Annotated in this window: 6 protein-coding genes; 3 read left to right on the top strand and 3 right to left on the bottom strand. The window is 37.2% G+C overall.

The genetic code is table 11. The features are described 5' to 3' along the window. Positions 1-96 precede the first annotated feature (96 nt). From CLV90_RS08890 to CLV90_RS08880, 3 genes are all read left to right on the top strand, one after another. On the top strand, positions 97-1,233 hold the full coding sequence (locus CLV90_RS08890; RefSeq protein WP_133687160.1) for a glycosyltransferase family 4 protein: 1,137 nt from the start codon (positions 97-99) through the stop codon (positions 1,231-1,233). Between the two features lie 134 nt (positions 1,234-1,367). Next, positions 1,368-2,441: a hypothetical protein gene (locus CLV90_RS08885; protein ID WP_133687159.1), complete on the top strand. Its 1,074-nt coding sequence runs from the start codon at positions 1,368-1,370 to the stop codon at positions 2,439-2,441. Positions 2,442-2,489: 48 nt separating this feature from the next. Beyond that, a complete protein-coding gene (locus tag CLV90_RS08880; protein WP_341777686.1) occupies positions 2,490-3,140 on the top strand; it encodes a sugar transferase in 651 nt (216 codons plus the stop codon). A gap of 205 nt (positions 3,141-3,345) precedes the next feature. Here CLV90_RS08880 and CLV90_RS08875 read toward each other — a convergent pair whose 3' ends face one another. The 3 genes from CLV90_RS08875 to CLV90_RS08865 all read right to left on the bottom strand — a co-directional run bounded on the left by CLV90_RS08875 (position 3,346) and on the right by CLV90_RS08865 (position 17,004). Then, positions 3,346-4,449, bottom strand: a complete 1,104-nt coding sequence (locus CLV90_RS08875) for a GNAT family N-acetyltransferase (RefSeq protein ID WP_133687158.1) — start codon at positions 4,447-4,449, stop codon at positions 3,346-3,348. A gap of 175 nt (positions 4,450-4,624) precedes the next feature. After that, entirely contained in the window at positions 4,625-9,427 is a 4,803-nt protein-coding gene (locus CLV90_RS08870) for a PQQ-dependent sugar dehydrogenase (RefSeq protein ID WP_133687157.1), read from the bottom strand. Positions 9,428-10,050: 623 nt separating this feature from the next. After that, complete coding sequence (locus CLV90_RS08865) at positions 10,051-17,004, bottom strand: PKD domain-containing protein (RefSeq protein WP_166638555.1); 6,954 nt, start codon at positions 17,002-17,004, stop codon at positions 10,051-10,053. Positions 17,005-17,035: the final 31 nt, after the last annotated feature.

The following is a 17,035-nucleotide window of genomic DNA, read 5'->3' as shown; positions in this document are numbered from 1 at the left end:
TTACTAATTACGAATATACTATTAGAGTAAAAAACGACAAATTATTAAATACATCAATTTTATGGTCACAAAATTGAATTTGTCTAAAAAAATAATATGAAGATACTTTTTATTGCAATGCGCTTCAGAAGGGATGGCTTTGCTACAAATGTTTTAGATTTAACACAGGGTCTTGTGGAACGAGGACACGAAATACATTTGATTACAAGTGGCTTTCTAAAATCTGATGACCAAGGAGAAGATACGTATTTTAAAAAATTACAACAAGATTTAAAAGATTGGGGTGTAAAAGTTTACTATTTCAAGGAACCAAAGGGTAATGTTTTAAAAAAAGGGATTCTTTCAATTACAGAAACCTTAAAAGTACTTTCTTACATACTTAAAATAAACGCCGATATTATTCATGCTCAATCGCCAAATACCACTTTATTTCCGTGGCTATTAGGAAAAAAATATATTTCTACGGTTCATACCGATACTATACGACCAAGTTTTTCATACAAACACCCAGACCTCCTAATAGCTGTCAGTTCAGGCTCAAAAGATTTTACTGAAAAGATTATGGGTACTGATCCAAAAACCGTCCGTATCGTACACCACGGAATTTCAAAACGATTTGCAGATCAAATTTCAAAAGAGGAAATAAACCGATTAAAACAACAAAACAAGATTCCTACCGATAAAATTATTGTAGGATTTGTAGGTAGATTGATCAAAGCAAAAGGGTTAGATGTTTTGATAAATGCTGTAGCCCACCATCTGCCCAAAGATATGCTTGATAAGATTCATTTGGTTTTAGTTGGTCATTTTGACGATACTGCAGGTGAAAAATGGCTTATGGACCTTGTGGAACATGAAAATCTAGAGAAAAAGGTCAGTATTTTGCCCTTTCAAGATCCAAAACCGGTATATCAAATGTTCGATATTTTCACACTACCATCTAGAATAGACACCTTTGGATTGGTAGCAGTAGAAGCAATGATGAGTGGTTGTTGCACTATAAGAGCCAATTCTTATGGAGCTACGGATCAAATAGATCACGGCAAAAGCGGTTTTATTTATGACATGGAAGACGCCAAACAATTAGGTAATTTACTCAATCAAGTTATCAATGACGATGAGTTAAGATATAAATTAGCCTTAGCAGGAAAAGAGAAGGCATTGATTCAATTTACCAAAGACAGTATGGTAGAAAAGACTTTAACCGTATATGAAGAACTTAAACAACTATAATCATTAACAAGTCTTCTAAATTGAAGGATTAATAACGTTCTAATTATGAAATATCAGAACATCAGTTTATCTGAAATATATTAACTTCTTCGATATACATTTATGTATCAACTATTTTTTGGTTTCTTTGTATTATGAATAAAACTATAATTGGATACGGCTCTTTTTTTCATAAAACAGATATCGATCAAATTTTTGAAACAGATCACTCTTTTTTAGGGGAACATCATCTTTTTTATGCTGGACGATATGCAATGCGCTTCATTTTTGAGGCGGTACTAAAAGAACGAAAAATTAAAACAATCTGGTTACCAAACTACTATTGCCCATTTGTAAAAGACTGGTTAGAAAGTACATTTTCGCAAATAGCATACTACGATATAGACCCATTTGATGCAGAGTCTAAAGTAAATTTTTTGGAATTCGAAACAACAGATTTGGTTTTAGTCAATAACTTTTGGGGACTAAAGTCAAATACAATACCTCAAGGCGATCGACCTATTATTATAGAAGACCATTCTCATGGGTGGTTAACTGATGGTTGCATTGAAAGCGAGGCAGATTTCTGCATCGCCTCTTTGAGAAAAACATTACCCGCACCCCTTGGAGGTATTGCATGGAAACCTAAGAAAAGCAATAGCACAATTGCTTTTCCTGCTTTACAAAAAAACAATAATATAGATACGGTTAACTCTATGACGACCTCTTGGGACGCTATGTCATTGGCAATGCAACTAAAAGATAGCTGCGAACGTGAGCAAGATAAAAATGTATTTCTATCGACTTATAATCAAGGAGAGAACATTCTGCGTGACATCAAAGAAATAATTCCGTTACACAACGAACATGAAAAAGTTATAAGGAATGCGTTATTTAGAGATTTTAATTATTTCAAATCAAAAAATAGTGCTTACGTAAAAACAAAAATTAGCCAAAATAATAACTTTAAAGTACTTGATGCTAAAAACAAAGTACCCTTTGGACTATTATTAATTTTTAAGGATAGAGAATCTTTAATACAGCTAAAGCAGTTTTTAGTATCAAATGATATTTACCCCGCAGAATTATGGCCTCAGAATAATATTAAGTATACATATCAATTTTTATTGAACGTCCATCTTGATTTTAGATATGATACGCAAGATTTAGATCATATAGCCGATGTAATAAATAGGTATCAACCTAGTGTTTTAAAACATGAAGCTTAGAATTAAAAATAAAGAAGCACTTAATCCTCAATTAACCATTACTTAATTATGATATATAAAACCTATTTTAAAAGACCTTTAGATTTCATTCTGGCCCTTTGTGGTCTTTTAATCCTCTCTCCCATTATTTTAATAACAATTGTTATTTTGACCATAAGTTTTAAAGAAAGTCCTTTTTTCACACAAAAAAGACCAGGTAAAAATGAAAAAATCTTCTCTGTTCTAAAATTAAAAACTATGAACAGCCGAAAGGATGCGAATGGTAATTTACTACCTGATTCGGAACGGCTTACGCCTATGGGAATCTTTATAAGGAAAACATCAATTGATGAATTACCTCAATTAATTAATGTGCTTACTGGAGATATGAGTCTTATTGGACCAAGACCATTACTTATAAGATATTTACCATATTATACAACAGAAGAAAAGAAGCGTTTTTTAATTCGACCGGGAATTACTGGCTTAGCACAAATATCTGGAAGAAATTTCATGAGCTGGGAAGATAAATTTATAAAGGACATTGAGTACATGAATCAAATGAGCTTTAAAAATGATATTATAATTATCTTCAAAACGATTGAAAAGATTTTCAACCCAGGTGAAATTGATGTAGATCCAAATTCTAACCCAATTATGTTAGCTATGGATTTACAAAGGCAAGATTGGGATGAATTTAAACACTTAAAGAAAGGCTGATATTGAACGATAAATTTTGATATCTTAACAAGATACATCTAATTTAGAATTTGCAATCAGGATTTAAAATATAAAAGGTTTAAAAGAACATATTATTCTTTTGAACCTTTTATTATACTTTTAAACCTTTTATCATACTATTAAATAGCATCTACTAGTTCTAATTAAATATTAGCAATTCTACTATTAATTTCTTTAATATCCCTTAACGTTTTACATCCCGATATTTAGGAAAGTATCCAGTTTCAAGATCTACGAGAGCATTATTATTTACATCCTTATATCCTGCTTTACTTAAAAGTTCTAAGTAAACCTTAGGTAGTATAATTTTTCTACCCGTGAAAAAATCGATATCATCATCTAACGGAAAATACTTTTTCTTATATTGATATAATTTATCATCTAAACCATTAGATAAACCACCCCCAATCATATAATAATCCATTCCCTCTTTATTACCCCATTGAATGGCGTTTATTTTTAAAAACTCATTAGGTCTCAACTTAAAATAATCAGAATCGGTACCGCCTAAAAATGAAAAAATTGTATTATCAGAAATTAGAAAAAGTTCAGCGGAAATAGGAATTCCGTTATAATACACCAAACCAACAGCACATTTTTTAATGTTTTCTTGCCAAAAATTAATAAAATAATCTAACGGATGATAAAATGAGTCGATAGCATCACGTCGGTTCATTGTATTTATATATACTTTATAAAAATCTTTAATTTTTATTTCAGAAAAATCTCCATAACACATTTGAAAATCTAAACCAAGCTTTTCTGCCTTACGAAACTGATTTCTTGTATTAGATTTTAAATTGGACCAAAAAATATCCCAATCAGTTATATTACCCTTTACATTCAAAAGCGTGTGTAACGCCGTACCTGTATAATTTGCTTGGTTACCAAAGAAATTAAATCTCAAAAACTCGGAAACAACTTTATTTTCAGTATACCAAGAATCTACCGACATCCAAAAATCACTCACAACATCTTCTGATAGTCCGTTCAAAAAGAACGGTCCATTATACCCCCAAGGACTACTTACATCTTTAAATCCGGTATCTGAGTCATTAATAATGATATCCCTAAGTACAAAAGGCATAACAACCTTAACAGAACCATCTTCAGTTCTATAATCAAAAAAATGTAATTGTTCTAGTTTATTTTCTCCACTAATTAACAATTCAAAACAATAATAGGCACTATCACAACCCACATCTATAAGTGCTTTTTTGTAGATTTTTATAGCTTCTGAATTTATTAAAGAGTAACAATTCAATGTTAGAGCCTGGGTAGACATCATAATTTTTATATTTGTAGAATAAAACGCAAAGCAATTAAAAGAATTGCCTAATAAACTATAAAAATAAATGTTTTTGCCTTAGTATTCCTATTTTCAGTTGAGCTACCTTTTTATAAATTATCAAAGTAAAAAGAATATAATACAACTCTTAATAGCCCAACTTATATTACACATACTATTTAACAATTATTTTTTGCGTTTTAACAATACTATCGCCTACTCTTACATTAATTATATAAACACCTACAGCTATATTATTATCTATCACAAATTCTAAAACATTCGTATTAGTTACTTGATATTCTCGTTGTTTAATCTTGCTTCCAAATATATTGTATAATTCAAGTACCATTGGCTTATCATTCAAGGCACTTTTCAAATTTATAAATAGTGTTTCTCCCGAACTAACCGGATTTGGATAAATTAATATGTCTTTTATTTCAGATGTATCATCAATAATTTTAGTTTTCAATTGCAAGCCAGAATTTTTTACTGAAATAATCTCGATGGCGTTCACAATAGGGTTCTCCGTACCATGAAGGAAACCTATCTGTAAGGACCCGTCGGACACAGTAACAGGATAGCTCAGCATACCGCCAGAGCGGTGCCCGAACTCAGTGATAAGGTCAAGCCCATTTCGAACTACATTGCCCTCGACCGTTATGCCGAACACACGCTCGCCCACCTCGTCCGTACACGTACAGAAGTTGCCAACATATATGTTCACCCTATAATCTCCATTGGGTAGAGGAACGGAATATTGCATTTCAGGGGCGCCGGGACCGTCCCACCTTTCGTGCGAGAACAAAGAACCGTAGGTCGTTTGATCTATATAGGAAGGTATGGACGGGTCACGGTCAACATAGAGCATACCCGTGGCCGGCGCGGAAACACCGGTGTTCACACTATACCCCGTACCGCTGTGAGCTCCACTGGGAGCTCCCCCGAGCCAATCGGGACCTCCGTCGGTTGACGGCACCGTTGGACCAGCGGACTTGATTCGGAAAACCACATCGCTATCCACCGGGGGAACTACGATACCGGTCGTAACCTGCCATTCGAAATCTTCCACAGCGGATTCGGAGCCGCGCGTTACGGTGATACCTACAAGATAAAGTCCGTCAGCGGCGGGACCGCCCAAGGCGGCACCCGTCGAAAGTATACCGGAAACAACACCCGTAGTGCCAGATATGGAAATGCCAGCGGGAAGACCCGTCGCGGAGAACGAAATCGGTTGTAATGGATCACCGCCCTGTGTATTCACTGTGAAAGTAGATTCCTCCCCTTCTACACTGATACGGTTTGAAATAGAAGATACCGTAAGTGCATCATGAATCTGTGGCTCCGTAGTACCCATAATCTCGATGGCGTTCACAATAGGGTTCTCCGTACCATGAAGGAAACCTATCTGTAAGGACCCGTCGGACACAGTAACAGGATAGCTCAGCATACCGCCAGAGCGGTGCCCGAACTCAGTGATAAGGTCAAGCCCATTTCGAACTACATTGCCCTCGACCGTTATGCCGAACACACGCTCGCCCACCTCGTCCGTACACGTACAGAAGTTGCCAACATATATGTTCACCCTATAATCGCCATTGGGAAGCGGAACGGAGTATTGCATTTCAGGGGCGCCGGGACCGTCCCACCTTTCGTGCGAGAACAAAGAACCGTAGGTCGTTTGATCTATATAGGAAGGTATGGACGGGTCACGGTCAACATAGAGCATACCCGTGGCCGGCGCGGAAACACCGGTGTTCACACTATACCCCGTACCGCTGTGAGCTCCACTGGGAGCTCCCCCGAGCCAATCGGGACCTCCGTCGGTTGACGGCACCGTTGGACCAGCGGACTTGATTCGGAAAACCACATCGCTATCCACCGGGGGAACTACGATACCGGTCGTAACCTGCCATTCGAAATCTTCCACAGCGGATTCGGTGCCGCGCGTTACGGTGATACCTACAAGATAATGTCCGTCAGCGGCGGCCCCGCCCAAGGCGGTACCTGTCGAAAGTATACCCGAAACAACACCCGTAGTGCCAGATATGGAAATGCCGGCGGGAAGACCTGTCGCGGAGAATGAAATCGGCTGTAATGGATCACCCCCCTGCGTATTCACTGTGAAAGCAGATTCCTCCCCTTCTACACTGATGCGGTTTGAAATAGAAGATACCGTAAGGGTAGTTTGTGCATCCAAACTCAAAAATTCCCATTCGACTATATTATCTCCGGTATCAGGAAATACAGCTACATTATTATTTGGCTGAACTCCTAGATAGTGTCCACTGAGTTTACTAACTATATGAAATGCCCCATCACCGGTACTTCGTAATTCCCACAATTGAGCATCAGAGCTATTTCCTGTGTATTGCCATACATTTGTATTTGGAGCTATACTCGCCCAAGCCACATCTAAATATAATCCACTATTTAAATTCTTAAATTGGAAATAACCATTATCAACTAATTCGAGCTCGAATTGTTGATTTGGCAAATCTTGATATCCCCCTACCATTATATTACTTTGGTTGATTAGTCCTGCATCAGAAACTTGTAATGTCAACCCAGAATTTCTGTTAACAATTTGATAATTATCTAACTGTGGAGTATTCACCGGTACTTCCATTTGATTAATCCATGTTTCTATAAGTGCTACACCATTTAAATCTGATTTTTCTTTGACCAAAGGAGGCATCATTATAGACATATTTGTACTTGCAGTTCTATGAAATAATTGTGATTTTGAGGCATCTCCTGGATACACAATTCTTTGATTTGATGGTAAACCATTCAATGTTTCATTCATTCCAGCAGTTAAAAGACCCGTTTCAGACAATGAATTAAATAATCGTAAATCAAAATTAGCCCTGTTTGCTGTAGCCGGTTGATGACAGTATGCACAATTCAAATCCAAATAAGATCTTGCTTTATCTTCAATACTGCCATTGACATCATCGATGGATGTATGAGTTAAAAAGCTAGGAGTATCTCCATCTGTAATTGTTTCATTTAATATACCTAAATGGCTTAATGTCACTAATTGATTTGCCATAACTCCACCAGAAGAATGATTAGCATAATCATAATCCCTGTTCAAATAACGAGTTCTTGGTCCCAAGGTTCCTTTAGAAGTAACATTATGACAACTTATACACTCGCTATTGGATGGAAAGTGCCAAGTTTCTTGTCTAATTCCACCGTCAACCGTAGCGACCTGAATAGTCTCATCTAAACCAATTTCTTGTAAAACCGCATCTGTTTGAGAATTGTTCCAATTGTATGTAAAAAAATAAAACTTACCATCATCACCTTTTACCGAGAAACGAGTTTCCATTTTTTTAGTAGCATTAGGATTAGTGTCATCTATTGGGTAATCAAAATGTTTTATCAATACCGCACCAGTTGGAAAATCCCAAACCCCATTCTCTGAAAAAACAATCTGTTCTTCTAACGTATTATGGGTACCATCATTTGGAATGGCCATCCATCGCTTTTTGTAAGCTCCATCTGACCAAAAAGAATCAATCATATCGTAGGGGATAATACCACTATTTACAGTTAGGCTCTGCAAGTTCGAAAAAGCGCCTGTTTGAGATAACAACTGGGGCACATTAATATTGCTTATCCCTGTTGCTGCCAATTTATATAAATTGACATTAGCGCCATATTTAAGTAAATACAACTCTCCTTGATAATCCTGACCAAAGGAAATTATATTCTCAGGCCCAAAATTACCCAAAAGCTCATATTGACCGGTTGTAGTATTCACCGCCCAAATTTCATCTCCAATACCATAATCCGCACAAATATATTTCCCCTCTAACTCGGGAATTTCAGTTCCTCGATAAACATACCCCCCAATGATTGAATTAGCATCTGATCTAGGGAATTCTGTCAAAGGACCTTGGTGTGGCATATTATTATATAACTCGGAAATACAACTATTTAAAAAAATGTCTTTTCCTTCATAAAGTGGCCAACCATAATTTTTACCAGCTGCAAGCACATTTATTTCCTCATGGGTATTTTCCCCTACCTCTCCTATATAAAAAGTTCCGGTAGCCCTATCTTTTGTCAAACGATGGGGGTTTCTATGCCCCAAAGAATAATATTCTTCAAATACGCTACCATTCGAATTGTTGAAAGGATTGTCGTTAGGTATAAAATAACCTTTACCAGAAACTTCATCTTCTTCACCTGCGTCTGATGATGACATTGTTCTAATTGGAGCGTGACTCAAAGATCCACCTACCATGTCTACATCAATCCTGAGAACACCTCCATCCAAGTTTTCTGAAATACTTTGCGCATTTATATAAGCAGCTTGATCTCCTGTAGAAAGATATAAAAATTGATCATCACCAAATTCCATACCTCCTCCCCGATGCGATGTATTATACATGCGTCTTTTAAGCATAGTGAACCGGGAACCAGAGACGTATGATAAGTTGATGGGATTAACCTCAAAACGTTCCAAAACAAGATAATTTCCATGAAAACGCTCTATACCACAGGAAAAACCTAATGGTGAATTTAAAGTAGTGTCAGGAGATTTAGTAGAATAATAAATATAGAAAAAATTCTTTCCTGAGGTTCCAAAAGAGGGATGAATTGAAAGTCCTAAAAATCCTCCATCCCAAACAACCCCAACTTCATTGGATAGGTTTACTACTAAGTTCTTTACTGTAGCATCTTCATTATCATCAAACCAATAAACTTTACCATCTCTTTGACCAACCACAATACGCAGCTGATTTGGTATGGTAGTAAAATTTAAGGGTGAATCAAATCTTAAGTTGGGATATGCAGGCACATAAGGTTGATCATTACTTGCTAAGCCTTGAAAATTTCCATTTAAGAATTTACCGATTGGTTCGGCATCGCTAATACCAGGTCCAAACAACATTGGACTAAAGCTCGTCAAAAATACAAGTAAGAAGATAATTAAAAGTTGAACCCGGTGATAATTTTTCATAGATATAAAATTTCTATTTCGGGAACACTATAAAAATAGTCCGCAGTTTTAAAAAACTTAAATATTATTGCCTTTATTCGATAAAAGTCTAATTTATTCGATAAAATAAGCGTTTAGTCAAAATAAATACATAATAAGCTTATGATCAATGAAATATACTATTGAATTAAGAATTAGTATATGAACCTATGAAAGTTTTCGTAATAGGATAAAAACATTAGCAAAGTATTTCTAAACCATTAGATAATAATAAAAAATTAAGTCAATTCAAGTAATTTATTTTTTACCCATGATTCTTTTAAAAATTATACAATCACTTTTTAAAGCTAGTAGAAACTTAAAAAATTGCTTTGAGAATTAGGGAATGAAAGCTGAAAGATGTAAAACTATAGTCTATTTAAATTATTACGTATAACATTATGCAGAATATTCTTGCTATGCTTTTTCATCAATACAAATATTATAGAAGTTAATTTTTATCATAATTATAAGTATCACCAACTGGTTAAAATTTATAATAGCTAAGTCTTTTAATTCACTTAGTACACCATTAGATTTATGTATAAAAAAAAGTGGTTCTATGTAAATCATAGAACCACTTTATATTCTTATTTGTAATAACGTTATTTATTAATAACCAACCTTTTAGAAATTGGTTCTTGACTATTCATTACCAATGTTATCACATACACTTCGTTATTAAAAATTGCAGTTGAAATTCTAAATTTATTATCATCTGCTATTTCTTCTGGCATGTATCTTCTTATTAATCTACCACTCATATCATGGATCATTAATCCGATTACATCATCCATATTAAAATCTCCAGAGAACGAAACCTCTACAAAATCAACAGATGGATTTGGTGATAATACTACTTCGAAATCATCATTTTCAAGTACAGTTTTTTCATCAAGCACCTGTAGTGCTATACTAGTCTCACCAACTAAATCTCCATTATCTATAACTATCAACGTAATTGTATATGTACCAGGCTCAGCAAAAGTATGAACTGGGTTAACTTCATCTGAAGTACTACCATCTCCAAAATTCCAAGCATATGACACAATCTCGGTATCATCACTAGACTGATCACCTGTGAAAATAATTTCAACTAAAGCCTCCCCTATTTCAACACTTGAAGAAATTACAGCAATTGGCGCTAAATTAACACCACCCGTTACAGTGATTTCTACAGTAGATGTACCGGTTAACCCTTCGCTATCGGTAACAATTAATGTTGCTACAAATGTACCTGGCGTATTATAAACGTACGTAGGATTTGCATCTGTTGATGTTTCACCATCACCAAAGTCCCATGCATATGAAACAATATCATTAACTCCTGTAGATTGATCTCCAATAAACGATACCACTAACGGAGCTTCTCCACTAGTAATATCAGCTGAAGCAACAGCTGTAGGATTATCAACCGCAACACCACCAACGGTAATCTCAATAGTAGATGTTCCGGTTAACCCTTCACTATCCGTAACTATTAAAGTTGCATTGTACGTACCCGGAGTATTATAAGTATATGTTGGGTTCGCCTCTGTTGATGTTACACCATTACCAAAATTCCAAGCGTATGAAACAATATCATTTACACCTGTTGATTGATCTCCTGTAAACTGAACATCTAAAGGCGCATCTCCACTAGTAACATCAGCTGAAGCCACAGCTGTAGGATTATCTCCAACAACACCATTAACAGTAATCTCAATAGTAGATGTTCCTGTTAACCCTTCACTATCCGTAACAATTAACGTTGCAATAAACATCCCAGGAGTATTATAAGTATATGTTGGGTTTGCCTCTGTCGATGTATCACCATTACCAAAATCCCAAGCATATGAAACAATATCATTTACACCTGCAGATTGATCACCGGTAAACTGAACCTCTAAAGGCGCATCACCTTGTGTCACGCTAGCTGAGGCAACGGCAACAGGAGTTTGATCTGCATTCACTATAATTTCAACAGTCGTAGCATCTTCTAAACCACCAGCATCGGTTACCACCATAGTAACTGTATATGTACCTTCTGTAGCAAATATATACGTTGGGTTAGCCTCTATTGATGTTTCACCAAGTTCAAATGTCCACAAATAAGATACTACACCTACATCATCAGTTGACTGATTACCAGTAAATTGAACTTCTAAAGGTGCATCACCTGTAATTACATTAGAAGAGGCAACAGCAACTGGAGCTTGATTGTCCGCTGTTACGGTAATATCAATTGTCGTTGTGCTCTCTAGTCCTTCTATATCGGTAACTGTTAATTCTACTGTATAGACACCTATATCATTAAAGGTATAAGTTGGATTTGCATCGGCGGAAGTTTCACCTGGCTCGAACGTCCATAAATAAGTTTCAACCCCTACATCATCTGTAGATTGATCTCCAGTAAATTCAACTTCAAGAGGAACAATACCACCCGTAACATTTGAAGATGCAACTGCAACCGGAGCTTGATTAGGCGCGGTTATCGTTATTTCTAATGTTGTTGTGTCTTCTAAACCACCAGCATCGGTTACTGTTAAAGTAACATTGTAAACTCCTACCGTAGTAAATGTATAAACTGGGTTTGCAACTGCAGATGTTTCCCCTGGCTCGAATGTCCATAAATAAGACGCAATACCTACGTCATCTGTAGAAAGATCACCAGTAAATGAAATATCAATAGTAGCTTCACCTCCATTCAAATCAGAAGATGCCACAGCAACAGGTGCTCCATTAACATCAATGATTATAGTATCGGCAACATCTGTATAACCGTCACCATCTTCAATTGTTAAAATAACATTATATGAACCACCATCTTCAAATGTATATTCTGGATTAGCTTCATTTGAAGTATCACCATTACCAAAATCCCATAGATAAGACACTATATCATTTTTGTCATCGGTAGAACCAGCACTAGAAAATTGTACCGTAAGGTCTTCATTACCTGTTAGAACATCTGCTGATGAAATTGCTACAGGAGCAAAACCTGTTCCCAAGAACTGCCATTTAAAGAAATCGGTGGTATCATCAGTCGCAATGCTTACATTACCCTCTGTACCCGAAGCATCCTCTGCCCTCAAATACGTGTTATTGGTAAAGTTGGCATTTGCAATAGCACTGATAATGTAATAACTACCGTCGCCAGCCTCCACAATATCCCATAGTTGGGCAAAATTAGGATCTGGACTTAAAGATGGATAGGACCAAATATTGGTATTAGGATTTGATGGACCTCCCTGCTTATCCAAATATAAGTCACCCCTTGTTGGATCAGGAACCACTAATTTCAATCTGTAAAGACCGTTTATAGCAGCTACCAACTCAAAATGTTGATACTCTTCGTTAAGGTATTCCCCTGTTACCATATTAGTCTGCCAAACGTTGGCCCCAGCAATGGGCATTAAATTCTCCCCATTCCCTGAATTACGCAGTTGGTAGATTCCAGGCCTTGGTGCTCCATTATCGCCACCATCGTTATCATAGTTAAAACCTGATATTGTAGTTCCAACACCTGCGATGTATGTGGCATCGTTGAATGGAGCAACCACAACTGCCTCGATTTCAAATTCCTGCACGCCATCGGCGTCCAAATCATCCAATCCAGTTACAGTAACCGTTTGAGGTGTATCCCAATTTGTGGTCGTAAATACAAGTTGCGTAATATCCAAATTAATTTCATCGGCATTCATTAAAACATTGATTCCAATATTCACATCCCCCGTAGGCGCGCTACTTAAGACTACGTCAAAAGAATCTGTATCACCATCTTCATCTGTATAGACCAATTCTGGAGTAATGTTCACACCCGCATTGCTCAACTGGCTGATATCCTCAAAACGCCATTTATAGCGGTCGCTACCATCATTTATGTTTACATATACATTATTAGTTCCGGTCGAGACACCTAAATAATGACCTCCCCGCTCACTTATAATAGAAAATTGACCTGTACCATCACCGACAATACGCCATAATTGCGCCAAATTATTGGTGTTTTCAGCATAATCATACTGCCAAACATTCGTATTTGGCGTAGTTACACCTCCCTGTACATCTATTGCCAAACCACTATTCTGAGCCACTAGAGCGTAAAGACCGTCACCTCTAAAAATAAGCTCAAACTGCTCATGTGAAGCGCCTTCGTATAGTCCAGTCTCTATATTATCTCGCCACGCCAAACCTGCTGCAGCGACCTCCATAGATTGATTGTTGCCAACATTTACTAAACGATAAATACCTGATGTAGGTGGACATGCCAAACTACCTTCATCGTCTTCATTATAGCCTTCTAGGCTTTTAGAAAAACCAGCGTAATTTGCATCACTAAGAGCAGAATTTACAACTACACCAATACCAAAATATTGAACGCAATCATCATCTGCATCGTCTTGCCCTGTAACTGTAACCACTTGAGGTGTTGCCCAGTTAGTTGCGGTAAATATCAATGTTGCAGGCGCTACAACGAATTCATCAACTTCACCTGTTTGCGTAATGTCAATCACTACATCGGATGCTGGTGCGTCACTAAGCGAGACATTAAAATTGTCTGCTAAACCACCTTCGTTAGTAACAACTACCGTTTTGCTCAATTCTAACCCAAATGTCAAAGGCGTTGCACTCGGAGTTTCAAATTGCCATCTAAAACGATTTATATTATTAAGATCATATGTTAAAACAGCAACGTTGCCATTAGATTCTAATGTGAGGTAATCACCATTTACACGGCTGATTATAAAATAGGTCTGAATACCATCAATGATATCATCTGGAATTATCTCCCATTGCTGTGCGAAAGTATTAGGATCATTATTCCATATCCAAACATTTTCTTGAAAGTCTGCATCAGCAGGTCTTCCATTAACGTCAAGGTAACGTGCACTAAACACTGGAGTAAACCTGTAAAAATTAGTAGTACTTGCATTCTCCAACACCCAATGTTGATAATCCAACCCTTGATACCCTTGCTCTACAGCATTCGCACCAAGCTGATTCTCCCCGTCGGCTACTCCCAAGGTACCCTTGGTCTCAAAATTCACCAAGCGATAAGTACCTAAAGCAGGCACATCAGCAGGTTCTTGCAGCCCATTTATCCAAAGTTGAAGTAAAGCTACGCCCTCGGCATCTACAATTCCCTTGGATACAGGAGGCATTTTCACACCTGCCGTTAAGCTGTTGGCCCGGTGGTATAATTGTGAATTGGCTGCGTCTCCAGGAACCACAATGCGATTAATCGTAGGTTCTCCAGGAATATTATTACCTGTAGCCGTAAGCATCGCCGTTTGAGCTAAGGTATTGATTAGTCGTAAATCTATTTCTGAACCATTACCTGTAGCCGGCTGATGACAATAAGCACAATTATTGTCTAAATAAGAACGCGCCTTTTCGTCGGTAGAACCATTTAAATCGTCGATAGCTATATGAGTCAAATATCCTGGCGTATCGCTATCAGTAATGTTTACATTTAAAATACCCATTTCACTAAGAGTAACTAATTGGTTTCCAACTTCTCCGTCGGGGTCATGCGTAGAATAATCATAATTACTATTCAAATTTCGAGTACGCAAACCTAAAGTACCACCCAATGCAGGGCTATGGCATTGGATGCATTGTGCATTAGAAGGGTATAACCAATCTACAGTATCTGGAACACCGCCACGAGTTACGTTGATTGTAGCCGTGTCGCCAATTCTCATATCTACCAATTCGGCATCTGATTCATCTGCCCTCCATTTATAAGTCAAAAAATAAAATTCACCATTATCTGCTTTAATTGAAAAACGTGTCTCAATTTTACGTGTGGTAGGCGTTGCAGCCTCATCAATAGGAAAATCAAAATGCTTTATAATTACAGAGCCATCAGGGAAGTTCCAAATACCATTCTCGGTCCATTCTACTTGTTCGGCCGGTGTGTTGTGCGTACCATCGTTTGGTACTCCAATCCATCTTCTTTTCAAAGCACCATCAGACCAAAAGGATTCAATCATTTCGTAAGGTACAAAACCAGAGGTTGTGCTTAATTCTTGAATATCCGAGAAATCATTTAATGCACCCGTATTAAATACACCCGTATCTGATAATAATGCAGGAGCAGGTAATGTGCTTGATTCTGTTAAACGAAAAATTCCGCTATCCCCACCAGCACCTAAAGTAAGCATGTAAAGTTCCCCACTAGTATCCTGACCAAAAGATATAACTTGTCCAGGACCTACGCCTAAACTTTCTTTACTACCCCCTTGAGTGTTAATAGCAAAAAGCTGATTCGTTAAATAATCAGCGGCGATATAACGCCCCTGGTATTGCGCAATACTACCATTATATACATAACCACCTATGATTGAACCTGCCTGGTCACGAACAAAATCAGTTAAAGGACCTTCATGAGGTGCATTGTTGTATAATTGGGTAAGACCACAATTTCGTGTATGCGGTGCATTTCCCTCCCATAGAGGCCAACCATAATTATTACCTGCAGTTTCAGGAACATTACGCAATACATTTATTTCTTCATGCGTAGATTCCCCAACTTCACCAATATATAAATCTCCGGTAGCAGTGTCCATAGTTAAACGATGCGGACTTCGGTGACCAATAGTATAGTATTCTTCAAATACAGGACTGGTAACATCGGTTAATGGAACATTAAAAGGATTGTCATTTGGGATAAAATAAAATTCGCCGGAAGTTTCTAAACCTTCACTAGCAAGAAAGCCAGGGGTACCCGTATTCGTATTACCAACACCTGGATCTTGTAAAAATCTTTTAGGGGGATGACTTACTGTACCACCAATCATATCAACATCCAAACGCAACACCCCTCCGTCCAAGTTATTTGCAATGTCCTGTGCAGGCGAATAGCTTGCTTGATCACCAGTAGTAAGATATAAATAATTGTCCGGTCCAAAAGTCATGCCACCACCACGGTGGGTAGTATTATATAATTCTCTGCGTATCATGATTTCTCGACTACCTGGAACAAGTAACATAGTAGCTGGGTCTACTTCAAAGCGCTCCAACAACAAATAGTTACCACTGAAATCTTCCTTTCCACAAGAAAACCCTTGTGAATTGCCCAAAGCATTGTTGGCAGCATTGGTGGTGTAGTACACAAAAAAGAAATTTTTCGTATTATCTACTCCAAAATCCGGATGTATCGCCAATCCCAAAAATCCACCGTCCCAAACGGCTCCTTCGTTACGGTCGCCTATTTCAGCAGACCAATTGACAATTAGATTTTCCTGTGCGGCATTATTATTATCATCTATCCAATAAATTTCACCGTTCAATTGCCCAACAACGATTTTGTTATCATTGGGTACAGGATTAAACGTGATTGGCGAATCAAACTGTAAGTTAGGAAAAGCAGGCGCGAAAGCAGGTGCTCCTACGCCACTTACGGGGAAATTAGTATTAACCTCAATATCAAATGATTCTACGTCCACTATACTAAGACCAGGCCCCATAAAAGTAGGACCAAAACTCAGAGCCATAAAAACAAAACCAGTTATACCTATAACTAAAGCAGATTGTTTTATGGTATTTAAGTTCAATAGGTAATTTCTTTTCATCTTTAACATTTTATAACTGAACAAATTCAAT

The organism is Maribacter spongiicola, assembly GCF_004364165.1.
Taxonomy (GTDB): domain Bacteria; phylum Bacteroidota; class Bacteroidia; order Flavobacteriales; family Flavobacteriaceae; genus Maribacter; species Maribacter spongiicola.
The sequence above is the reverse complement of the archived record's forward strand: the minus strand, read 5'-3'. Positions and strand labels throughout refer to the sequence as shown.

Excerpts from the sequence above, each read along its gene's own strand:
- CLV90_RS08875 (WP_133687158.1), bottom strand. The coding sequence starts at position 4,449 with ATGATGTCTACCCAGGCTCTAACATTGAATTGTTACTCTTTAATAAAT.
- CLV90_RS08880 (WP_341777686.1), top strand. The coding sequence starts at position 2,490 with ATGATATATAAAACCTATTTTAAAAGACCTTTAGATTTCATTCTGGCC.
- CLV90_RS08890 (WP_133687160.1), top strand. The coding sequence starts at position 97 with ATGAAGATACTTTTTATTGCAATGCGCTTCAGAAGGGATGGCTTTGCT.
- CLV90_RS08885 (WP_133687159.1), top strand. The coding sequence starts at position 1,368 with ATGAATAAAACTATAATTGGATACGGCTCTTTTTTTCATAAAACAGAT.
- CLV90_RS08870 (WP_133687157.1), bottom strand. The coding sequence starts at position 9,427 with ATGAAAAATTATCACCGGGTTCAACTTTTAATTATCTTCTTACTTGTA.
- CLV90_RS08865 (WP_166638555.1), bottom strand. The coding sequence starts at position 17,004 with ATGAAAAGAAATTACCTATTGAACTTAAATACCATAAAACAATCTGCT.